The sequence below is a fragment of the Carboxylicivirga agarovorans genome (assembly GCF_050589845.1).
In the GTDB taxonomy this organism is placed as follows: Bacteria; Bacteroidota; Bacteroidia; order Bacteroidales; family Marinilabiliaceae; genus Carboxylicivirga; species Carboxylicivirga agarovorans.
This window is the reverse complement of sequence record NZ_JBNGPA010000009.1, coordinates 55,757-79,065: the sequence shown is the minus strand read 5'-3', so window position 1 is coordinate 79,065 and position 23,309 is coordinate 55,757. Positions and strand designations below refer to the sequence as shown.

24 protein-coding genes are annotated in these 23,309 nt (G+C 36.1%); 15 read left to right on the top strand and 9 right to left on the bottom strand.

Annotation, left to right across the window (positions count from 1 at the left end):
• Nucleotides 1-12 precede the first annotated feature (12 nt).
• Nucleotides 13-2,466 (bottom strand): phenylalanine--tRNA ligase subunit beta, encoded by a 2,454-nt coding sequence (gene pheT, locus ACRD69_RS11495; protein ID WP_430815234.1) that lies wholly within the window; start codon nucleotides 2,464-2,466, stop codon nucleotides 13-15.
• 381 nt (nucleotides 2,467-2,847) lie between these two features.
• Between pheT and surE the strand changes: the two genes are divergently transcribed.
• From surE to ACRD69_RS11455, 8 genes are all read left to right on the top strand, one after another.
• On the top strand, nucleotides 2,848-3,612 hold the full coding sequence (gene surE / locus ACRD69_RS11490) for a 5'/3'-nucleotidase SurE (RefSeq protein ID WP_430815233.1): 765 nt from the start codon (nucleotides 2,848-2,850) through the stop codon (nucleotides 3,610-3,612).
• Complete coding sequence (locus ACRD69_RS11485) at nucleotides 3,602-3,898, top strand: hypothetical protein (RefSeq protein ID WP_430815232.1); 297 nt, start codon at nucleotides 3,602-3,604, stop codon at nucleotides 3,896-3,898. The genes surE and ACRD69_RS11485 overlap by 11 nt, the downstream gene beginning before the upstream one ends.
• A gap of 9 nt (nucleotides 3,899-3,907) precedes the next feature.
• A complete protein-coding gene (gene lpxB, locus ACRD69_RS11480) occupies nucleotides 3,908-5,053 on the top strand; it encodes a lipid-A-disaccharide synthase (RefSeq protein WP_430815231.1) in 1,146 nt (381 codons plus the stop codon).
• A gap of 6 nt (nucleotides 5,054-5,059) precedes the next feature.
• On the top strand, nucleotides 5,060-5,791 hold the full coding sequence (gene gldF / locus ACRD69_RS11475) for a gliding motility-associated ABC transporter permease subunit GldF (protein ID WP_430815230.1): 732 nt from the start codon (nucleotides 5,060-5,062) through the stop codon (nucleotides 5,789-5,791).
• A gap of 11 nt (nucleotides 5,792-5,802) precedes the next feature.
• Nucleotides 5,803-7,497: a gliding motility-associated ABC transporter substrate-binding protein GldG gene (gldG, locus tag ACRD69_RS11470; RefSeq protein WP_430815229.1), complete on the top strand. Its 1,695-nt coding sequence runs from the start codon at nucleotides 5,803-5,805 to the stop codon at nucleotides 7,495-7,497.
• Between the two features lie 192 nt (nucleotides 7,498-7,689).
• On the top strand, nucleotides 7,690-8,817 hold the full coding sequence (dnaN, locus tag ACRD69_RS11465) for a DNA polymerase III subunit beta (RefSeq protein WP_430815228.1): 1,128 nt from the start codon (nucleotides 7,690-7,692) through the stop codon (nucleotides 8,815-8,817).
• 310 nt (nucleotides 8,818-9,127) lie between these two features.
• Nucleotides 9,128-10,330, top strand: coding sequence for a tRNA 2-thiouridine(34) synthase MnmA (gene mnmA / locus ACRD69_RS11460; RefSeq protein WP_430815227.1), 1,203 nt, complete (start codon nucleotides 9,128-9,130; stop codon nucleotides 10,328-10,330).
• A 55-nt stretch (nucleotides 10,331-10,385) separates the two neighbouring features.
• Entirely contained in the window at nucleotides 10,386-10,826 is a 441-nt protein-coding gene (locus ACRD69_RS11455) for an alanyl-tRNA editing protein (protein WP_430815226.1), read from the top strand.
• Between the two features lie 36 nt (nucleotides 10,827-10,862).
• Here ACRD69_RS11455 and ACRD69_RS11450 read toward each other — a convergent pair whose 3' ends face one another.
• Genes ACRD69_RS11450 through ppk1 form a run of 3 tightly spaced genes read right to left on the bottom strand, consistent with a single transcriptional unit; the run spans nucleotide 10,863 to nucleotide 14,372 of the window.
• Nucleotides 10,863-11,735, bottom strand: coding sequence for an SPL family radical SAM protein (locus ACRD69_RS11450; RefSeq protein WP_430815225.1), 873 nt, complete (start codon nucleotides 11,733-11,735; stop codon nucleotides 10,863-10,865).
• Nucleotides 11,732-12,235, bottom strand: coding sequence for a SixA phosphatase family protein (locus ACRD69_RS11445; protein WP_430815224.1), 504 nt, complete (start codon nucleotides 12,233-12,235; stop codon nucleotides 11,732-11,734). The genes ACRD69_RS11450 and ACRD69_RS11445 overlap by 4 nt, the downstream gene beginning before the upstream one ends.
• 34 nt (nucleotides 12,236-12,269) lie before the next feature.
• Nucleotides 12,270-14,372 (bottom strand): polyphosphate kinase 1, encoded by a 2,103-nt coding sequence (gene ppk1 / locus ACRD69_RS11440; protein WP_430815223.1) that lies wholly within the window; start codon nucleotides 14,370-14,372, stop codon nucleotides 12,270-12,272.
• A gap of 76 nt (nucleotides 14,373-14,448) precedes the next feature.
• Between ppk1 and ACRD69_RS11435 the strand changes: the two genes are divergently transcribed.
• The 7 genes from ACRD69_RS11435 (at nucleotide 14,449) to ACRD69_RS11405 (ending at nucleotide 18,177) form a co-directional block, all read left to right on the top strand.
• Nucleotides 14,449-14,739: a metallophosphoesterase family protein gene (locus tag ACRD69_RS11435; RefSeq protein WP_430815222.1), complete on the top strand. Its 291-nt coding sequence runs from the start codon at nucleotides 14,449-14,451 to the stop codon at nucleotides 14,737-14,739.
• A gap of 87 nt (nucleotides 14,740-14,826) precedes the next feature.
• A complete protein-coding gene (locus ACRD69_RS11430; protein ID WP_430815221.1) occupies nucleotides 14,827-15,333 on the top strand; it encodes a metallophosphoesterase family protein in 507 nt (168 codons plus the stop codon).
• Nucleotides 15,334-15,684, top strand: a complete 351-nt coding sequence (locus tag ACRD69_RS11425; protein ID WP_430815220.1) for a hypothetical protein — start codon at nucleotides 15,334-15,336, stop codon at nucleotides 15,682-15,684. It begins immediately after the preceding gene.
• Nucleotides 15,685-15,733: 49 nt separating this feature from the next.
• Nucleotides 15,734-16,654, top strand: a complete 921-nt coding sequence (locus ACRD69_RS11420; RefSeq protein ID WP_430815219.1) for a hypothetical protein — start codon at nucleotides 15,734-15,736, stop codon at nucleotides 16,652-16,654.
• Between the two features lie 281 nt (nucleotides 16,655-16,935).
• Nucleotides 16,936-17,067: a hypothetical protein gene (locus tag ACRD69_RS11415; protein ID WP_430815218.1), complete on the top strand. Its 132-nt coding sequence runs from the start codon at nucleotides 16,936-16,938 to the stop codon at nucleotides 17,065-17,067.
• Nucleotides 17,068-17,231: 164 nt separating this feature from the next.
• Complete coding sequence (locus ACRD69_RS11410; protein ID WP_430815217.1) at nucleotides 17,232-17,864, top strand: hypothetical protein; 633 nt, start codon at nucleotides 17,232-17,234, stop codon at nucleotides 17,862-17,864.
• Between the two features lie 133 nt (nucleotides 17,865-17,997).
• Nucleotides 17,998-18,177: a hypothetical protein gene (locus ACRD69_RS11405; protein WP_430815216.1), complete on the top strand. Its 180-nt coding sequence runs from the start codon at nucleotides 17,998-18,000 to the stop codon at nucleotides 18,175-18,177.
• Between the two features lie 81 nt (nucleotides 18,178-18,258).
• Here the strand turns inward: ACRD69_RS11405 and ACRD69_RS11400 are convergent, their stop codons facing one another.
• The 5 genes from ACRD69_RS11400 to ACRD69_RS11380 are packed head-to-tail and all read right to left on the bottom strand — an operon-like array spanning nucleotide 18,259 to nucleotide 23,305.
• On the bottom strand, nucleotides 18,259-18,510 hold the full coding sequence (locus ACRD69_RS11400) for a hypothetical protein (protein ID WP_430815215.1): 252 nt from the start codon (nucleotides 18,508-18,510) through the stop codon (nucleotides 18,259-18,261).
• Nucleotides 18,507-18,764: a hypothetical protein gene (locus ACRD69_RS11395; protein WP_430815214.1), complete on the bottom strand. Its 258-nt coding sequence runs from the start codon at nucleotides 18,762-18,764 to the stop codon at nucleotides 18,507-18,509. The genes ACRD69_RS11400 and ACRD69_RS11395 overlap by 4 nt, the downstream gene beginning before the upstream one ends.
• Nucleotides 18,761-19,030: a hypothetical protein gene (locus ACRD69_RS11390; protein WP_430815213.1), complete on the bottom strand. Its 270-nt coding sequence runs from the start codon at nucleotides 19,028-19,030 to the stop codon at nucleotides 18,761-18,763. The genes ACRD69_RS11395 and ACRD69_RS11390 overlap by 4 nt, the downstream gene beginning before the upstream one ends.
• A gap of 21 nt (nucleotides 19,031-19,051) precedes the next feature.
• On the bottom strand, nucleotides 19,052-20,215 hold the full coding sequence (locus ACRD69_RS11385; RefSeq protein WP_430815212.1) for a hypothetical protein: 1,164 nt from the start codon (nucleotides 20,213-20,215) through the stop codon (nucleotides 19,052-19,054).
• A gap of 6 nt (nucleotides 20,216-20,221) precedes the next feature.
• Entirely contained in the window at nucleotides 20,222-23,305 is a 3,084-nt protein-coding gene (locus ACRD69_RS11380; RefSeq protein ID WP_430815211.1) for a tail fiber domain-containing protein, read from the bottom strand.
• Nucleotides 23,306-23,309 lie beyond the last annotated feature (4 nt).

The following is a 23,309-nucleotide window of genomic DNA, read 5'->3' as shown; positions in this document are numbered from 1 at the left end:
TGGTCATGAATTTTATTTTCTGATTAAAGCACCTAACTCTCTTTCGTAGTTGCTCATCATTTTATTCATAATTTTATCAATCTGCTTATCGTTAAGCGTTTTTGTTTCATCTTGCAGTATAAAGCTAACTGCATAAGATTTTTTGTCGGCACCTAGTTTTTCACCTTCAAAAACATCGAATAAAGAAACGCGTTTAAGTAATTTCTTTTCTGTCTTATGTGCAATTTGCTTAACCTGTTCAAACTTCACATCCTTATTAAGTACTAAGGCCAAATCTCTTTTAACCTCAGGGAATTTTGATATTTCAGTATAAGTAACAGTTTTCTTACTACTCTTCTTAAGTATTATATCCCATTTAATTTCAGCGAAATATACGGGTACATCAATGTCAAATGATTTAAGCAGTTTACCATTAACTAAACCAAAATCAATCACGGATTTATCTCCCTGCGACAAGCTTAAACCTTCTGAAAAAAGATCTGAATCAGTTTCTGTTTCTTTGAGATCAGTGAAAGTTAAGCCCAGGCGTAACAAGATATTTTCCAACAGGTTTTTCAAATCGTAGAAACTAACTTTTTGTTCAGGTGTATTCCAGTTTAAGGTAGCTTTGTTACCAACCATAAACAAAGCAAGTTTTTGCTCCTCATCATAGTTGTTTAAGTCGCTTTTGTCTGATTCTGCTTTAAAGTGATAGCTGTTACCGAATTCAAAGAATTTCAAATCGCTGTTGCGTCGGTTAACATTATGGTTGATTGATTCTAATCCACCAAATAATAATGTTTGACGCATACCATTTAGGTCATTACTCAAAGGGTTAGCTAATTCAACCACATTTTGTCGAGGATATGACTCCAAAGACTCATAGTAAGCTGCCTTGGTCAGTGAATTACACATGATTTCACTAAAACCCTGTGATGTTAACTGATTAGCAATAATGTTCTTTGATTTATGGTCATCTGGTTTTTGAGAATAGACTATCGTACTATTGACCGATGATGGCATCTCAATGTTGTTATAACCATAGATGCGAAGAATCTCTTCAATTATATCAGCTTCACGTTGTACATCAACTCTGTATGGAGGAACAGATAGTGTTAAGCCTTCTTCTGTTTCCGTAACAATTTCAATATCCAACGCAGTCAGAATACTTTTAATAGTGTCTTTTGTTAACTCTTTACCAATTAGGCGTATGATATTATGATATGTTACCTTAACTTCAAAATTGTTAACTTTCTCCGGATAAATATCAGTAATTTCACTTGAAATAGTTCCTCCGGCAACTTCTTTGATCAAAAGAGCAGCACGTTTAAGAGCATAGATGGTCATATTAGGATCTACACCGCGCTCAAAGCGGAAGCTGGCATCAGTGCTAAGCGTATGGCGTTTGGCTGTTTTACGTACCCATACCGGATTAAAATAGGCGCTTTCAAGGAAAACTTTGGTAGTCTTCTCGCTAACACCACTTTTAATTCCACCAAATACACCCGCTATGCACATGCCGTTTTGCGCATTACATATCATCAGGTCTTTATCAGATAGCTCTCTTTTTTCTTCATCGAGAGTGATAAATTCAGTACCATCGGCAAGTGTTTTGACAATTACTTCGTCGCCAATAATTTCATCACCATCAAATGCATGAAGTGGTTGGCCAAGCTCATGCAAAACAAAGTTGGTAACGTCGACAACATTGTTGATCGGGCTAAGGCCTATGGCCTTTAATCTGTTTTGTAACCATTCGGGAGATTCTTTAATAGTTACATCACTTATTGTAACACCGCAGTAACGAGGACATGCTTCCGTATTTTCAACAGTAACTTTGACAGGATAGTTGGTGTTTTCAACTTTAAAGTCATCAACAGAAGGTAGTGTTAATTCCACGCCTTCCTGATGCTGCTTTAAGTAAGCTGCTAAATCGCGTGCTACACCGTAGTGAGATGAGCCATCAACACGGTTAGGTGTTAAGTCAATTTCAATGGCAATGTCATTCTCAATGTTAAAATATTCTTTGGCCAATGTACCTGGTTTAACATCTTCAGGAAGTACCATGATGCCATCGTGACTTGCTCCGAGACCAATTTCATCTTCCGCACAGATCATTCCCATCGACTGTTCGCCTCTGATCTTAGATTTTTTAATGGTAAAGCTCTCGTCACCGCTATATAATACAGTTCCAACAGTTGCAACAATAACCTTTTGGCCGGCTGCCACATTGGGTGCGCCACAAACAATTGGCAGGGGCTCTTCGCCACCGACATTAACTGTTGTAACACTTAGTTTATCAGCATTAGCATGTTTTTCACAAGTTAAAACTTCACCGATAACCAGGCCTTCTAAGCCACCTTTGATTGATTGAATTTCTTCCATTCCACCAACTTCCAATCCAATGTCGGTAAGTATTTCAGAAACTTTTCCTGGTGCTAAATCAATATTAAGGTAGTTCTTTAGCCAGTTGTATGAAATATTCATTCGTCTAAAATCATTATAAGTTGAACATCAATATGATGCGATATGCATCATTAGTCTCTTTCAAAAAGAGCTAACAAAAGTAGTTAATTAGATTTCGAATAACGAAAAAAATAAGATTTGATTTAAGTAACAAACTGGCTTAGATAGTAAATTTTGTATCAGCTCGTCAGGGAATTGACCATTTCAGATAATTAAAAAAGCAGAAATATGACTGTTAATGCGATGTATAGTTAAATAATTAAATCCGGTCCCGTTATTATCTTATCCTTAAATATAAAGATGGAATTTATTCCAATAATAAAATAATGGCTTTTGTCCCTTCAATTGCGAATCCATATCTTTGATGTTCATATAGATTCAAAAATGGTAAAAGAAAAAAGTTTGAGACCACTAATTCTTGTCACTAATGATGACGGAATTAAAGCAGGTGGTCTGGAGTCGCTGGTAAAGGTTTTAAAAACCATAGGTGACGTTGTTATAGTGGCCCCCAATGAATCATATTCAGGAATGTCGCATGCCATAACGGTTAAAACTCCGTTGTATGCAAAGCTTGTTAAAGAAAAGGAGGGCTTAAAACTTTATAAGGTTAACGGCACGCCTGTTGACTGTGTTAAATTGGCCATTAATGTATTGCTGGAACGCAAACCTGATCTGTTGGTTTCAGGTATTAACCATGGAACTAACTCAAGCATCAGCCTGCATTATTCAGGTACTGTCGGTGCTGCACGTGAAGGTGCGTTGAATCAGGTTCCTGCCATTGGATTCTCATTGTTGAATTACAGCTATGGTGCCGATTTTTCAGAAGCGGCCAGGATTGCCGAACATGTGGTTCGCAGTGTATTAAATGACAAATTGCCGGCTGGAACATTCTTAAATGTTAATATTCCGGATGCTCATCCTGTAAAGGGTGCCAAAATAGCTCGTCAGAGTAAAGGAAAATGGATCGAAGAATTTGTAGAAAGGGAGGACCCGCGGGGGCGTAAATATTATTGGTTGACCGGACATTTTGAAAACATGGAGCCTGAAGCCAAAGATACGGATGAATACTATCTGGCAAAAGGCTATGCAGCTATTGTTCCCTGTCATTTGGATGCCACAAACTTTAACCTTTTACCTTATTTGAAAGAACAGAATTATGAATTGTAAGTGCAATAAACTCTATATTGGTATTTTAATAGGGGTGGTGTTACCCATTATCATGTCTTTTGCTCTGTATTATTTTGTTTATAAGGGTGACATGAGTTATTGGCCCTTTATTAAACAAATGGTTAACATGGGTAGTATTGGAAAGCTTTTGAGTATTAGTGTTCTACCCAATCTGATCGTTTTTTTAATAGCCATCAATAAAGAACGATTATTGGCTGCCAGGGGTATTGTTACCTCAACTGTTTTGTATGCCATTGTTGTTATTGCGTTCCGTTTTTTACTTTAATATATCATTATGCGTTATTATATAATAGCCGGAGAAGCATCCGGTGACCTGCATGCATCGAATCTGATGAAGGCTTTTAAGGAGCAGGATCCTGATGCAGACTTCAGGTACTGGGGTGGAGATTTGATGAAGGCCCAGGGCGGGACCCTCGTTCGTCACTATAAGGATACAGCCGTTATGGGCTTATGGGATGTGCTGATGAATCTGAATTCCATTAAAAAGAACTTCAAGTTATGCCAGGATGACCTGATGGCTTATAAACCCGATGTCTTGATTCTTGTTGATTATGCTGGTTTTAATCTGCGTATGGCAAAATTCGCCCATGATAATAAGCTGTTGGTATATTACTATATCTCACCCAAGATATGGGCTTGGAATCAAAAACGTGTCAAGAAAATAAAGGCCAATGTTGACCGGATGTTTACCATTCTACCTTTTGAAACCAAGTTTTTTGAAGAGCATAATGTTGAAGTGCAATACAGTGGCAATCCGGTTTTAGATGCCATAGATAACCGCCCTAATAAGGATGAATCATTTAATGATTTTGTTGGGCGTAATAATCTTGATATGCGACCCAAAGTCGCTTTGCTGGCTGGAAGCAGGAAAGGAGAAATAACGAAGAACCTGCCCGATATGCTTGAGATGGTTGGGAAATTTCCCGGTTATCAGTTTGTAATCGCCGGAGCACCATCCTTTTCTGTGGAAGAGTACGAGCCGTATATTAAAGATATGGATGTGGCAGTGGTCAGTGGTCAGACTTATGAACTGCTGCAGCAATCGCGCGCAGCGCTGGTAACTTCGGGAACAGCTACCCTGGAAACGGCTTTGCTTAATTGTCCGCAGGTAGTATGCTATCAAATGTGGGGCGGGGGCTTCACCGATTTTATTGCCAAGAAAATATTGATTAAGGTGCCTTTTATTTCTTTAGTTAACCTTATCCTTGAAAAGGAAGCTGTTCTGGAGTTGTTTCAAAAAGATTTCTCTCTTGATAAGCTGGAGAAAGAGTTAGGACTGTTGCTGGCAGATAGTGATCGGCGTAGTGAAATGTTGAATGATTATTCAGAATTGCATAAACGCATGGGGGGACCTGGGTCAAGTGCCCGAACAGCCCAACTGATGCTGGAGTCATTAAAAAACGATAAAAACAATAAATAGTAGAGTATGCTGGCTATTTTTAAGCGCGAACTATCATCATTTTTCAGTTCGGTGACAGGGGCATTGGTGGTTTCAGTGTTTTTGTTACTTACCGGTATGTTTCTTTGGGTTATCCCAAATGATTTAAATATCCTGTATGGTGGCTATGCCACTCTGGAATCGTTGTTTTACATTGCCCCATGGGTGTATTTGTTTCTGGTTCCTGCTGTTACAATGCGTCTTTTTGCAGATGAAAAACGATTGGGTACACTTGATGTTCTATTAACACGTCCTGTGTCGGAAATGCAAATAGTTTTCGGAAAGTTTTTAGCCGGATTGACTGTTGTTTTACTTAGTTTATTGCCAACATTAATTTATGTTTACACCGTTTATCAGTTAGGTAATCCATTAGGTAACCTTGATATGGGTGGAACCTGGGGCTCATATATAGGTCTTGTCTTTCTGGCGGCTGTTTATGTATCAATCGGGGTGTTTGCATCCTCATTGACAGATAATCAAATCGTTGCATTTATTCTAGCCGTTTTGATTTGTTTTATGTTCTATTCAGGCTTTGAATCTATGGCTGCTATTCCGGGTTTAAGTAACTGGCGCGATACAATTACCTACCTGGGTATTGATAGCCATTATCGCTCATTAAGTCGTGGTGTGATTGATTCGCGGGATGTTGTGCATCTTGCATCATTGGTATTTTTCTTTTTGTTTCTTTCAAAGCTATCGCTTTCAAAAAATAAACGTTAACGGTTAGTTATATGAGTATAAGTATTAATCATCCGAATAAACTGGTAAAACTGGCTGTTGTTTTTTTAGGCTTAATAGCCATAAGCTGGCTTAGCCGACAGGTGTTTTTTCGCATTGACTTAACCTCTGAAAAACGCTATACCTTAACCGAAACATCAAAGCAGTTTATGAAAGACCTGAGGTCTGAAGTGTATGTGAAGGTGTATTTGGATGGGGATTTAAATACTGGTTTTTCGCGCTTGTCTAAAGCCACTCGTGAGATGTTGGAGGAATTCAAGTCAGAGGCAGGGCGTTCAATGTACTTTGAATTTATTAATCCTGATGATAGTAACGGCGAAGAAAAGAAAGCCTTGTTAAGCGAGCTTTCGGAGTATGGATTTGAACCCCAAAGTGTTTTCGAAAATGCTGAGGACGGGCGCCAGATTCAGTCATATGTTTTTCCATATGCTTTGGTATACCTCAATGATCGTATTGTTGGGGTTAATTTGCTGGATAATTTGCCGTCGAGAAGCGGATCTGAGAATTTAAACAGTTCCATTGAAGGACTTGAATACAAATTTGCCAATGCATTCAGGAAACTGCTCACTGAAGAAAAGAGTAGGATTGCCTTTCTTGAAGGGCATGGCGAATTGGATGAATTGGATGTTATTGAAGCCACAGATGCTTTATCGGCCTACTATCAGGTTGACAGGGGGCAAATAGGGACTGATGCTTCTGTGCTGGCTCCATACAAAGTGGTTATCATTGCCAAACCTTCAAAACCATTCAGTGAGAAAGATAAGTTTGTTCTTGATCAGTACCTGATGAATGGAGGGCGTTTACTGTATTTGGTTGATGCCGTTAATGTAACCCTCGACAGCTTGCGACAGGCTCCGCAAACCATTGGTTTATATAATGATATTAATCTTGATGATCAACTGTTTAAGTACGGTGTTCGTGTTAACCCCGTTGTTGTTGAAGATGTTCAGGCCGGACGCATCCTGATGAACGCCAAGCCACAGGGGCAGCCACAACTTGTGCCGGTGCCATGGTTGTACAGTCCACTGTTGTCTGCTTCACAAAATCACCCGATAACCCGTAATATCAATCTGGTGCGAGGTGGATTTACCGGTACTATTGACACTGTCGGCAATAACCCTGATATAACGCGCCATATTTTATTGCGCACATCTCAGTATACCAAGGTTAATCAAACGCCGGTTTTTATCTCTATGGCCGATGTAAATAAGCAACCTAAGCAGGCTGAGTTCAATACGCCGCACCAAACAGTTGCGATCATCCAGGAAGGCAGCTTTCCTTCTGTTTTCACCAATCGTCAGATGCCTGCCGGCATAAGGGGAGCTAATGAGAGAAAGGATAAGAGTGTCAATACGCGAATTATGGTGGTGGCAGATGGGGATATCATTAGAAACCAGGTTCGTTTTAAGGAAACTAATCCTCAGATATTACCTCTTGGGTATGATGAGGGTTCACAACAGCAATATGGGAATAAGGATTTTATCGTTAATGCGGTTAATTACCTTTGCGATGAGGATGGTTGGATGCAGTTGCGTGGTCGTCATTTGACCCTGCGCTTGCTGGATAAACAACGAATAGCAGAAGGTACAGCGTGGTTAAAGTGGTTAAATGTTGTCTTGCCAATTCTACTAATGGGAATAGGCAGCCTGGTGTTTATATACATCCGTCATCGTAGGTTTGGTAAGTGATTTTCAGTGCATTCTTTTCTGATTTGATGTATGTTGATAACTACTGAAAAGATTGCTGAGATCAAGTTTTGTACAGTAGTGTTTTTTCGTATCTTGCATGTTGCGTTTTAAGCATAATTTATGAGATTGTATAAGCGCGTAATTATCTGTTTTTTTGATATATTTGATAAGAACTAATAACTGTAAGAATTTATGAAATTTGTAGTTTCCAGTACAGAATTACTATCGCATCTACAAGCCATCAGTCGCGTGATTAGTAATAAAAGTACATTGCCAATCCTCGATAATTTTTTATTCGACCTAAAAGACAATAAGCTTGTATTGACGGCTTCCGATTTGGAGGTTACTATGGTTACGTCCTTAGAAATAGATAATTCTGATGGTGAAGGGATCATTGCTTTACCTTCTCGTATTTTATTGGAAACATTAAAGAAATTTCCTGAACAACCGTTAAATTTTGATATTAACATGGATACATTCGGTGTTAATATTATTACTGAAAAAGGTAAGTTCAGTATTGTAGGGCAGGATGGAGCTGATTTTCCTGAGTTACCGCAGCTTGATGCAGATAAGAGTTCAAGTCTTCAGGTAGGGGTTGATCTGTTGGAAGTTGGTATTAATAAAACACTTTTTGCTACAGCTGATGATGAGTTACGTCCGGTAATGAATGGTATATTAGTCGAACTATCTCCGGAAAATATGACATTTGTGGCCTCCGATTCACATAAATTGGTTCGCTATCGTCGTTTAGATGCCAAGACAGAATTTTCAGCGTCATTTATTTTACCTAAGAAACCTGCCGGACTTCTGAAGAATGTTTTACCTAAGGAAAGTGGTGAGGTTTCTATTGAATTTGATGATAAGAATGCCTTTTTTACTTTGCCGAACTATAAATTAGTTTGTCGCCTTGTAGAAGGGAATTACCCAAGCTATAATGCTGTTATTCCACAGGATAATCCGTATAAGGTTATTATTGACAGAAGTGAATTCCATAATACATTAGGTCGTGTATCTATTTTCTCTAACCAGGCGAGTAATTTGGTGAAGTTGAAAATGACTCCTGGAGAAATGGTTGTTTCAGCTCAGGATATCGACTTTAGTATTTCAGCACATGAGCGCTTGAATTGTCAGTACGAAGGTGATGAAATGGAAATAGGTTTCAAATCAGGTTTCTTAGCTGATATACTGGACAACCTTAACTCAACTGATGTTATTCTTGAATTATCTGATCCATCTCGCGCAGGTATCTTGTTACCTTTTGAAAATGGTGAAAATGAAGAAGAATTAATGTTATTGATGCCTATGATGATTAACGTGTAATTTTTGTTTGTACTTTAAATATTCGAGCCGCTGCTTCATTGAAGTAGCGGTTTTTGTTTGGCAGAACTTTCAACTTATGATCGCTTCTTACCTTATACAACGATTTGCCTGGTCAGATTGACTATTATGCACCCACGCCAATCTCTACCTGCCCGTCTTATTATATTCTATTTCCATGCCCTGGGTACATAATTTTAAAATGAAAGAATGGTATTCAAAACAGGAACGTGTTAGCAATTTGTTAAACAGGTTTAAACTCAGGAAAAAATAGTATTTTTGTGCGCTAATTGGCAATGAAGGAGAATAAGAAATGCAAAAGAAGAAAGTTGTAATCGGTCTGTCTGGAGGAGTAGATTCAAGTGTAGCAGCCTATGTATTAAAAGAGCAGGGCTATGAGGTAATAGGTCTGTTTATGAAAAACTGGCACGATACCACCGGCGTTTTAAAAGCAGATTGCCCTTGGTTAGATGATCAGTTTGATGCTAAGGCTGTGGCGATGAAATTGGATATCCCGTTTCATACAGTAGATTTAAGCGACTTTTACCGACAGCGTGTAGTCGATTATATGTTTGCTGAATATGAACGTGGACGAACGCCTAATCCGGACGTGTTATGTAATCGTGAAATAAAGTTTGATGTGTTTATGGATAAGGCACTTGAGCTTGGGGCTGATTATGTGGCAACAGGACATTACTGTCGTAAAGAGACGGTGGTGATTGATGGAAAAGAAGTACATCGACTATTGGCCGGAAGTGATGACAATAAAGATCAAAGCTACTTTTTATGCCAGTTAAGCCAGCAGCAATTAGCAAAAGCTCTTTTCCCGATAGGAGACATTGTTAAGCCTGAAGTACGTCGCATAGCCAATGAATTAAACCTGGTGACAGCGCATAAGAAAGATTCTCAGGGTATTTGCTTTGTTGGAAAGGTTGATTTGCCGGTTTTTCTTCAGCAAAAGCTTGAGCCAAAGAAGGGACGTGTTTTCATCGTAGATAAAGACAGTGAGTTATTTGTTCGTGACTGGAGTAAAGCAGAAGTTGAGAACCCTGCTGATGCTGATCTCGAAGAGTTGTCAATGCCATATATGTTTCATCCAAAATATGGTAAGAAGATTGGTGACCATAATGGTGCCCACTTTTATACCATAGGACAACGTAAAGGATTGAATATTGGAGGATTCCCTGAGCCTTTGTTCATTATAGGAACCAATGTGGAATATAACCAGGTTTATGCAGGGATGGGTAAACAACATCCGGGGTTGTTTCGAAAAGTACTTCGTATCATGCCTGATGAGATTCATTGGGTACGAGATGATCAAGCCATGAAGGTGGGAGAGTCGAGACGATTGAATTTGCGTATTCGATACCGACAGCCACTGCAAAAAGGCGTACTGCATTGTCGCGAAAATGGAATGTTTCTGGTTTTTGATGAACCACAGCGAGGTATCACAGCGGGACAGTTTGCATCATGGTACGATGATGATGAGTTAATAGGTTCAGGAGTAATAAGTTAATAGGTTCTGTATTTTTCCTTATGACAAAACTGCCAAATATCATAAAGCCATTTTAATGAAAACATATAACCCTGAAATGCATACGGCTGAACATGTTTTAAACCAAACGATGGTTCAGTTATTTGGATGTGATCGTTCTTTCTCCAATCACCTGGAGCGAAAAAAATCAAAATGTGATTATCATTTTGATCGTGCTCTAACGGTAGAAGAAGAGCGAAATGTCAATACAAAGGTCAATGAAGTATTGCAGCAGCATGTTGATGTAACCGAGGAGCTTGTGTTAAGGGATGATGCATCACAGGAATTCAACTTAGCTAAACTGCCGGATGCATCGGGAGAAGAGATCCGGATCGTCAGGGTGGGGACTTATGATGCCTGCCCCTGTATTGGAGAGCATGTGAAAAACACCCGCGAAGTAGGGGAGTTTGTGCTTGGTTCGACAAGTTATGCTGATGGTGTGCTGAGGATAAGGTTTAAACTAAGACGTCCTCAGTAAATGTCGGTAAGTTCCATATCAGAAAAATTTTAAGCTTTAAAAAAGGCTTGTTTGACGGTTGATAGTGTTGTTGTAGAATAGAACTTTTGTGTCAATATCCAATTGCTGGCATTTCTGCTTGAAAAAATTAAATATTCTATCTGATTGTTGTGTGTGGCAATTATACCTGTCACCAAAGGTATTAATATACCTTTGTTTGAGCTCAGGGAACTGCTTGTCTAATTGCCGATAGAAGTATTCTCTGTTGCCTTCCCGCAATGTAAGTCCAAATCCTCCGATCATATATCTGGCTCCTGACTCTTTGGCTTTAATAATCAGTTGCTCTATGTTTTCTTTCGTGTCGTTTATGAATGGAAGTACGGGCATTAGGGTTATTCCGCAATATATACCATTATCCGACAAAGTTTTTATTGCACTAAAGCGTTCTGAAGGGAGAGGTGCATTGGGTTCAATTAGCTGGCTCAGACTGTCATCAGCGGTCGTTATCGTAATAGAAATGGCCGCGTAAACCTGTGATATTTTTTTAATTAAATCAATATCGCGTGTTACCAGTGTTCCCTTGGTGATGATGTGAATGGGGAATCGATGAATGTGCACTATCTCAAGCGCCTTACGTGTTAATTGTAGTTGCTTTTCAATGGGCATGTAACAGTCATTCATTGATCCAAACCCAATAGTGGCCCTTACTTTTTTTGAACGCAATTCTTTATGTAATAATTCGATTGAGTTTTGCTTGACCTGTATGTCGTCAAAATTATCAATCTGATAGCATGTACTTCTTGAATCGCAATAGATACAGCCATGAGAACAGCCCCTGTATAAATTTATGGTATATGATGTTCCAAACCATGGATCAACCCTGGAAGCTGAGCCACCTAGGATTGTTTTAGCTGTAATAAAACGGGTCACTTAAACATCTTTGGTGTTACAAACCATTCAATTTTACCATCACGGGCATTAATGTCTTCCCAATTGTCAACATTGAATGAAATGGCAATAGTTCCTGTAGTAGGGAAATGCAGATAGTCGCTATCGGTAAGACTGATGGCAGTCATTGCGATTTCAGGATTATGCCCGACGATCATTATACTTTCATGTGTGCTGTCAAATTTCTCCAGGTAACTCAATAGTTCTGAGGTAGTGTAGCCGTCGTATAAGAATTGCTCCAGTATTATTTCTTGTTTATCAATACCAAGCTCTTCGGCAAATAAACGAGCTGTTTGTTTTGCTCGCATGGCTTTGCTGCTGATCAGTAAATCGGGCTTACTATCTCTGTTGATCATATCCTTTGCAACCAGTTTGGTATCGTTGTAACCACGAGGTTTCAGGGCTCTTTCAAAATCAGATTTCGAGCTCATATATCCCAATTGCTCAGTTTTGGCATGGCGAACCAGAATAAGTGTTTTCATCTGTTTATAGTTTTTTAAATTTCAGATGGCAGATTCAGGGTAATTGCTGCTTACCTTTCATTTCCTCTCTGATAATGTTATCTAACTGATGCAAATATTCATAAGACGCACGTTGTGCTCTTAATGGTTTATCTGTATTTTTTACCGGTACATTATTCAGATGCTTGTCAATGCGTCTTACCTTTACGTTATCCTCCAACTGCATTTCAAGCATCGTCAGTATCTCCGCTTTTAGTTCTGCTTGCTCAATAGGGAAGGCAGTTTCAATACGTCGGTTTATATTGCGATTCAACCAGTCGGCGGAAGATAAAAACATCTCGGTGTCATTGTCATTTCCAAATACCCATATTCTGGCATGTTCCAGATAGCTGTCAACCAAACGTAATACCCTGATGTTTTTGCTGTATTCCTGATCTGGAACCAGGCAGCAAATGCCTCTGACGATCAGGTCGACTTTAACACCAGCCTGGCTGGCTTCGTATAGCTTGCTTATCAGGTTTTTGTTTTGGATACCGTTCATCTTAAGAAGTATGTACCCTTGTTTTCCTCTTTTTGCCAGATCTATCTCACGATTAATGCGTTTCATTATTTCCTTACGCAAATTTATCTGTGTGATAAGTAACTTATTGAGTTTTGGCTTAACGCTTTGATCTTCCAGGTACCTGAACAAACATTCCATATCATCCAGGTAAGCATCGTTACAGGTGAAGAAGCCATGATCGGCATACAGGCGGGCTGTTTTTTCGTTAAAATTACCGGTGCTTAAGTAGGCAAATGAGCGTTTCCTGACACCATCGGCACGTCTGATAGCCAATGCCATTTTAGCGTGCACTTTCAGGCCGGGAATGCTGTATATGATTTTAATACCTGCTTTTTCCATCTGTCGTGCGAAGTAAAGGTTATTGGCTTCATCAAAACGAGCTTTTACTTCAACAAAAACAGTTACTTTCTTTTTGTTGTGTGCTGCAAATATCAAAGCGCCCACAACCTCTGAGTTACTGGCAACACGGTATTGGGTTACCTTTATTTCGTCCACTTTCTCGTCGGTGGCCGCTTCCCGTAAAAACTGTATAACATAGTCAAATGAGTGATACGGATAGTGCAAAACCCGTTCTTTGCGTTTGATAGCTTCAAACATTGACCCTGCTTCCTCTAGCTCAAATGGTTTTATCGGTTCGGGCGCCTGCCATTCCAGGTCTGGTGAGTAGGGATTTGGAAATGAGAAGAAGTCATGCAAATTCTGATAACTGCCTGTTTCAACTAATTCGATCGGTTTGATATCAAACGATTTCATCAGAAACTTTAATACATCGGGTGGTATAGCTCTGTCGTGATACAAACCTGCCGGTGTACCGGTTTTTCTTAGGGCCAGGTTTTTCCTGATCTTTTCAACCAGGTCTCCCCAAAACTCATCTTCAATGCCAAGGTCTGCATTGCGTGCAATTTTAACTCCCCAGCTGCCAACAACATCATAACCCGGAAACAACTCCGGCAGGCCATAGCGTATGGCATCATCTAAAAACATATAATGATACTGGTTGTCAACACGGGGAAGCTTTATGAAGCGTTTATGGTCGTTGGTTGGTACTTTTATCAGGGCATACCTGGCTCGTCGGTTCTTATTTTTTTTATCGTTCTTCTTCCTTTTTCGATACAACTTAACAGCAAGGTATAAACGATTGTCTCGCATAAAACTGCGGGTTCCTTTATTAAGAAGTACCGGCTGGCAATAGGGTATGAGTTCGGTATGAAAAAAGTTGTGAATAAACTTTTTATGCTCTTTTTTGTCAGAATAGCCATCGAGATGCAGAATAATGCCGCTTTTTTCCATCAACGGAAGTATCTCACCTTTGAATATTTTACTGTATTCTATCCAGTGCTGACCAACAATTGTATTGATTTTTTCCAATATCTGACCTGCCCGGGGGATATCAGGGTAACTATCGGGATGAAGCGTGGCATTGCGATATTCGGCCACCCTTACCTTGTAAAATTCATCCAGATTATTGGAGTAAATAGCGAGGAATTTCAAGCGTTCGAATAATGGAAGACTTGTATCTTTAGCTTCTTCGAGTACCCGGTGGTTAAATGAAAGCCAACTGATATCCCGATTGAAAAATTGTTGTTCGATAGGCATAGTTTAGTCTCTTGCTTGCTTAAAAATATTAAAAATAGGGTAGATTTGACAATGATTTACGACATTTCGAACTCACATGACTAAAATAGGTTTACTATCAGATACGCATTCTTATCTGGATGAGCGCTTTGTAGAATTATTTAAAGATGTTGATGAAATATGGCACGCAGGCGACATTGGTGATATCAGAGTGCTCGACAAATTAAAGGAACTGAAAACGGTGAGGGCCGTTTATGGTAATATTGACGGATTGGATATCAGGCAAGAGTTAAAAGCCCATGAACGATTCATGTGCGAGGGTGTGGATGTGTGGATGACGCACATTGGTGGATATCCTTGTAGTCTCTATGTGTCATCTGTTAATTAATTGATATTTAGCCCTTAGTGTTTTATTTAGAATATTTCTAAATATCAGACATCTATTAAATTATATTATTTTTGTAGAAAAAAGTAGATGACAAGGATAGGTTTAATTTCAGATACACATTCATATTTTGATACAAAGCTTAAAGAATTATTCAAAGATGTAGATGAAATTTGGCATGCAGGTGATATTGGTGATATTCGTGTATTAGATGAGTTAAGAAGTTTTAAACCAACTGTTGCTGTATATGGTAATATAGATGACGCTAAACTACGTAATGAACTAAATGAAATAGAAAGGTTTACATGTGATGGTGTAGATGTAATGATTATTCACATAGGAGGTTACCCAAATAAATACACCTACCAAGTAAAGGAAATATTGAATAAAAAACCTCCTAAATTACTTATAACAGGTCATTCACATATACTTAAAGTGATGTATGATAAAAAGTACGATTTACTACATTTAAATTCAGGTGCTTGTGGTCGTTCAGGATTTCACGCTGTCAGAACTGCGTTAAGATTTACTTTAGATAAAAGTGAAGTTAAAGATATGGAAGTGATAGAATTAGGTAATAAATCATTCAATAAATAGATGTACCCATACTTCAAAGATATTGATAGTATCATTATTACTAACTTTTGGGAAAAACTACCCGAAATAGAAAAGGAAATATTGAAGCGGTACATGGTAATATCTACTAATAATAGAATAGTAATATCTACACGTTCATCATTTTCTATTGGTGGTGATGGTGAATTTTACCACAATGATGTGAAGTATCAATTAAAGAAAGAACATATTTTACCATTACCCGAACAGCATCAAATTTTAGTAGTATTTATTGATAATGTGGTTGAAGGTGTAGATATGATAAGAACTGATAATTACATATTTAAATTCGATGATAATTCTGTGTGGGTGTGTGATGTGTTGAAGAAGTAATATCTGTAATTAATGAATTTTTATTAAGTTAACGTGAAATTTTACCTTAATGATTAATTCAAATATGAACACAGAACAAAAGAAAACTACTAAACCGATTATTCATAGTCCGTGGTTCTATATTCCCAATATATTTATTTTCATCCTATTTTTAATCCTATTCGTTGGCATCTTATTTAATGGACAATATGAATTTTCATTTACATCACAAGGATATACAACATTTTTAGACGAATTTAAATTGCCTTTTACTGTTCTTGCTGCTATGATTCCGTGGAGTGCCTTCTTTATATCATATGCTCGCTCAGAACAATCAAGAAAACAAATAGAACTACTAAGTGAAACCAATAATTTTTCTAATTATTATAAGCACATTGAAGAGTTTGAAAAACACTTACAAAAGAACATAAAGAACATAGATAACTACAACATTAATTACTTATACAAAGAATTTTACCCCAATAGCAGTAATGGTGAATACTCTGTTGATGAAAAACCAACAAAAGAGATAGAGAGATTAGTAAATACCTTCTCAAAGGTAATTTCATCAAGTGCTGATAAAGATTTTATGGTAAAGAAGTTTGAGATAAGAAAATACGTTGTTTTTCATCTTCATAGTTTAATTGAATATCTAAATGCACCTAAACCCGTATTTTTAGATAATCATATTGACTTTCTCAATGGTAAATTAAAGATATTGGCTAATAGAGGAGGAGAAAGTGTAAAATTCATCTATTTAGGTGAGTATTACAAGTATATAAAGATGTACTATAAAGTCATTGACGAAATTTTAAAATTCGACACAAAAAACTCATACCGAAGTTTATCAGATTATCATGAACATTTTGATAACTTTTATAAAAAAATGGATAGTAAAGATTTCACACATTATAAAGAACTATTTGAAGGGGAATATTGTATTAAGGGATTCTTTCCTCATCACGAATTTAAACTATTAGAAAAAAAGTGATACAAATTGATGTACCACCTTCTATCTGATTAATACTTAATTCTAATCCTCTACTCATCAAGTATACTGTTCAATTCAGAAACTTATTGCAATAAAAATACAATGAAATATTAATATTAAGTATCTGATTACCTGATTAAAAGTGTTGATAACTACTGAAAAATTCACTATTTAGAATGTTTCTATATAGAATATAATACTTATCTTTACAGTGTAATTAACCAATAACGAAAAAACCACCTCTGGTACAGGTGGTCATTCGTTTTAAAATCATAAATAATATGACAAAAAAAGTATTTTTAAAAGAAACAGTTGAAACCACAAGGTGGTTCAATTCGTTGGTGATGTTCTTACAATTGTTAATTGCTGCAATCATGTTAGCTATTCAATTACGTATGTATCATTACATCTAACATTGATGTAAATGTACAAAAAAAGCATGATATAAATTTATCATGCTTTTTTTGTACATAGTTAATTAAACTACCATATGTATTAATTATATTTCAAACTATCATAAGAACTCAAGATGTATCATTTTTTTTTTTGGTATATTTGATTATCACACTAATTAAGTATGAATAAATTAGAGTTTTATAAATCTATCTACGAAAGGGAAAATTTAAGACGTGATGTTTTAAATAACTCCGTTAGTATTCCTGTAGGTATCTTATCTGGTCTAACCGCTTCAATTGTTTATTTATGTACAAGCTTTGATTATAGTAATGGTCTGTATCTGAAAATCTTTTTTTTATCATTTGTAACAATCAGTGCTATAATCTTATTTATATCAATTATCTACTTAATTAAATCATTTAATAACTTTCACAAAGGCTACGATTATAGAGAAATAGCTTTACTGAAAGACATTGATAAGTATTATGTAGAACTAAAAGAGCAATATAAAAAGAAACCACCTAAAGCGGAAAGGAAGTTTATTAAGTACATGGAAAGTGAATATATTACCTATGCAGATAACAATACACAAATAAATGATGCAAGGTCATATGATTTATATAAATCCAAACAGTTTCTTTTTTACACACTAATCACAATTGGTTTAACATCTATACCCTTTGGTATTAGCTCATACGATAGTTCTTTATTCAAAGAACAGAGAACGAATACAACAATTGAAATAGAGCAAAATAAAACTAAATCAGATAGTATTAACTTAAAGTCTATTAACTATGAGCGAAAAAAAATCTAATCAAGCAAGTTCAAAACCCAAACCAAAACCACCTACAGGTAGGTTAGTAAAAGGTCTACAACCAAACCCAAAAGTAAAATCATCAAGCGGTAAAACACCCAAAAAGAAATAACCATTAACTAAACGTTTATCAATGAAACTAATAGAATTTAAAACAACGAATGACACTATTACGATGGTAAATCCAGACCATGTAAAGGAACTTAAAAATGGATTTGATGACGGTGATACAATCATTTATTTCGATAAAAATCACTTTGTTGGTGTTGTTGGTTCCATTAAAGAAATTGCAAAAAAATTAGAAGCTAAATAAATGATGTGCACAAAAAAAGCATGATAAACCGTTGTCTATCATGCTTTTCTTTTTAGAAAACTCTGTAAATTTTATCAACTGCTAAAATAACCAAAATTTCTTTTTCTTCTTTGGTTCATCATCATCATTATCAACTTCTTCACCTTGTTTTGATTCAGTTTCAATAATAATTTGACCATCCTTATTTTTTTCTATTACTATTTCGGTCTTGTTCCCTGTATTATCCTCTATTTCATCAGGTTGTGAAATGTAAATTCCTACACCCAAACCAAGCGAAAAGAAGAATAAAATCATGAAAATTTTACCTGCTAAAGTCATTGATGTTTTAATCATTCATCATCATCTTTTTTTGAATCAGATTTTTTAAAAAATCCAATTGTTTTTTCAATTCCTTTATAACCTAAACTAATGATTACTAAATAGAATAAATAAGATATTGAAGTATTGAATATTTCAACATTTACATCAAAAACAAATAATGATAGAGTAATTAACACTATCATTATTAAAAATGCTGAAATACCAATTAACCGATTAGATGAAGCTTTATCACCACCTGATAACAAGTTTAAAATTAGCTGCTTCATCCCTTACCATTCTTTTTTATATCCCTCACATCAGCTTTGATTTCTTTTAAATCGTCAATTATCATTTGAAATATCTGAACATCAACCTTTTCAGCTTCTAATTCTTTAATATCTTCTTCCAATTGTTCAATTTTAGCGTTCTGATTATCAAGTTTATTTTTAAATGTTGCTTTCTCCACAACAGCATAATAAAAGATTGATAAACAAGTCAATACTATTGCAACGTAGTTTAACACTAAACGCTGTGTTTCTTTGTTATTAGTCAATTTATTAAGGATTATTTTTTATTACATCGGTCCTCCACCACCTTCATAATTACCTGCCATTGCTTCATAAACAGCTAATGTTGAACCTATTTGTGTGCCTTTGTGTAAAAGGTTAAACGCTGATTCAACCCAATCACTTGTAGATTGAGAATTTAGCACTGAACCATAAAGAACAATAGTAGTTGAACTACCTGCACCAATTGATACAGAATTGATTGCTGTACCACTTGTGTTATACATTTTTCCATTACAATCAATAGTGGTGTTCATACCTGCCATATTGGGATTTAATTCCCAATCTAAATCATGGTCATAGAGTGTATAAGATTCACTATCAGTATTTCTTATGGTTACTTTCCAAGATGCATAACTACCCGATACAATAGGTGTTTCAGGTGTTTGTTCTGGGTCATAAAAAGTACCCGTTTTTGTTTTACCTAACCATTGGTCAGTAACACTTAACACACTTGAATTAGTTATACTTAGTGTACATGTTCTATATGTACCTGTACCTGATGGTAAATTACATTTCTCATTTGCTGTTGGTTCTGTTGCTCCTTGTGCACGTGGTAGTTTAGATAAGAAAAATTTAACCGTTGCCGTACCTGTTGACCATCCATTAAAAGGTGATAGGTTGAAATCTAAAACAGCACCATCACCACCTGATATTGGTGCTTGTGCAGTTAAATATTGTGTTGCTTCACCTGACTTACTCACTTCTACACCAAGATGCATTTGGTCTAATGGTATACCATTATAATCTAAATCACTCATATTTATATTTGATGCACTTTGGGGTGATAATGTAAACATAAATGTTACATAACTATCTGACCACTTATTAAAAGATATTGATGATTGTGGTTGTACCATCGGAATTTCTCCGCTGTGATTGTATCCCCTGAAATGACCAAGGTCGAACGGTTCAACACTGCCACCTGATGGTTTATTATAAGTCCAATCTGATGGAGTTTGACCATAACTATATGATGGTATTAATAGTGAATAATTACCATCTTTTGATTTATACCATTCTGACGCAGTGTTATTTTCCTGATATACAGGTTTCTTTAATGAATACATGTTGATGTTATTCGATGTACACAAAACACCAACATCATTTGAATTATCACCAATCGCTGTTTTAACATCATCAATTGTTAAATTAGTTTCGCTTAACGCCATTCATAATTATTTCTTTTTTAGTTCATTAACTTCATTTGAAAGTTCTTGAATTGCTTTAATTAAGTGTGGTATTAGTTTAGAATATTCGATTGCTTTATAATCATCGTATAATGTACCTATTGCTTCGGGTACAACATCTTCTAATTCTTGTGCAATCAGACCAATATCATCAACTTTATCATCACTCAATGACATCAAATCAACTCCTTTTTCATTCCATTTGTAACTAACAGGATTCAGTTTATTAACTACATCTAATGAATTAGATAAAGGTTTTATATCTTCCTTTAGCCTTCTATCTGATGTTGCATAAGCTTTAATAGTACCACGTGCTGTTAAATTACCCTCACCTGATATTTGGAGTACTGCACCATTATTTGTTGAAGTAGTTGATAAATTTCGAAAAACCCAACCTCTTTTAGTACCTGACATCCTAAAGTAAGTGTGGTAATCTGTATCATCTACCAAAGCACCACCCCAAGTTGCATCAGCATCTTGCGCCATATAGATTTTATAACTATCACTATTCCAAAATCTATAACCTCTACCATTACCCGATTCACAAGAAAAACCTGCTGTACCATCAGCTTTAAAATAACTACCTTGAATAAGACCTGTAACATCAAGTGTACCACTATTACTAAGATACATTCTTCGTGTCCCGTTTATAGCAAATTCAATATTTGTAGAAGATTGATTATGAAGAATCATAGAGTTAGTGGTAGCATTACTTACAGTATTTTGCATTGAATCTAAACCTGTATCATTATAACCAATATTACCTTTTACACCTGCACCATCTTGTGCAAAGTAGATATAAGGGTTATGTGTTTCTGTTGCATTATCAGTATCAGCAATTAGTTGTATACCCGCATCTGCTTTTGATGTAATCTTTAATACTCTACTATCCGAATCTGTATCAGCACCAATGTATGTATTACCACCAATGTATGTTGGATAACGATTATAGTAGTTGATATAAGAATTGAAACCTGTAGCTGCATCAATATGTAAATTTCCATTCGTAACGGTAACAACACCCATTGAAGTACTTCTATCACCCGTTAAACCACCTATTTGTATTTGTTTACCTGAATCTTGACCTGCAAACCGACCTTTACCATTAACATCAAGTGGTACTGTAGGTTTTTCTTCCTTACCAATACTTACATTAGATGGTATCATTACACCACTCTTTAGGTATGCATCATCACCACCATATATTATTATTCCTGTATTCCATTGCAATCGTAATTGGTTATAAGGATTTGACCAAGCACCTGTAGTTTGATAAATTCCATATCCATCACTTGTACCGTGCCACCTTATACCCTTACCTTGTGAAGTAGTAACACTATCAGATATTTTTAAACCATTACTAAATTTCCAAGTAGACGTTATAGTAGCATTTTCAGATTTACGTGGAAAACTTGATGCGTGATAAGTATCAAGTGTATCAGCATCTAAACCACTACCTGAACCAACATTACCTGAATGCCAAACTTTATTACTTCTCCATTCTAATTGACCATTGTTATTACTAATAACATCACCATCTCTATCATTATTTGGTGAATTACCACCTGTATGTAAATAGATATTACCTGTACGAATAAAGCCGTTAAATTGAGCTATTGCACCACTTGCATCTTGCCCTGTAATATTATTGTTAAACCAAGTTTTACCCCATTTAATATCATCTACATCACTTCGTAAAAACTGACTACCATTTATACCATCAAGTTTATCACTGTCTACTGCTTTACCTGTTGATAAAAGGTAATTAGCTGATACCCATTCTTCACTTGCTATTTTATTATACACATCGTCATCACCAAATACCCATTTACCTGTACTTGCTTGAAAAAATAAACGTGCTTTATCATCAGTACCATTATAAACTTTAATACCACTATCAACTAAAGCATTACCATTATTCAACTTTACAAAAGCATCATCAATTGGGATGTCAACGGCATTAATAAATGATAATTCACCATACACATTTAAGTTTCTTACTTTAAAATCTGTTGTTGATGAACCACCTTGTAAACTATACCTATTATCACTTTCTGATTTGGTGTAATAATCTGTCAAATCAGTTGAAATACTTGATAAATCAATACTTGAACCATTAACATTTAAGGTATTACCATTTAGTGTTAATGTAGGGTCAATTGCTGTTGAATTAAGCGATAACACACCATTAGTAATTGTTAATGGTGAAGTATTATTAACTGATAAAATACCTTTATCACTATATGAAGCAATCGGTGCACCATCCCATATAGTTGATGAACCACCATTAGCTGCATATGCTGTTACACTTCCCTCTGATAATGTATTACCCTGAATACGAACATTTTTATTTATCACAATTTCATCTTCAACAGCATCATATGTAAATACACCACTTTTAAGGGTTAATTGACTAACACTAAATGCTGTTGAAGTATTACCGTTTAAAGGGTGATATGATGTATTGTGATTATGGTCTGAACGGCTAACTGTTGATGCACTCCCTGAACCACTAAATGATTTATTAAATGCACTATTTTTAGTTGTTATAATTGGTTCATAACCACCTAATGTTGTATTTAATGAGCTGTCAGTTACATAATCGGTTAATTGAGTATTTACCCATGATTCAGATGCATAACCTGTTAAATCAGGTGATAAACCTGATAAATCAACTGTATTACCATTACTAATTGATAAATCATTACCTACTAATGAAAGTGTTTGAGGTGTAACGGCTGATGAATCAAGACTAATAACCCCCTGATTTACGTTGAATCCTGTTCCGACCTTAACAACACCAAAATCTGTTGCACTTGCTTTTGGTAAATCATCAAAAATACTTGGTAGTGTTTGACCATTGTTTAAGTATGCTACTAATGAACCTTCAGATGCAATAGTTTTATTTGCTATTAGAATATCATTAACCGTATCAAATGTAAAATATTGGTCTAAAAATGAACCACCAACACCTGAACCACCAATAGATGAAGATGATGATGAACCACCTGAATTATAAATTCTTTTATTTCTTGAAAACTCTTTAGTCTTTAATTTCTTCTTGTAAATCATTCAT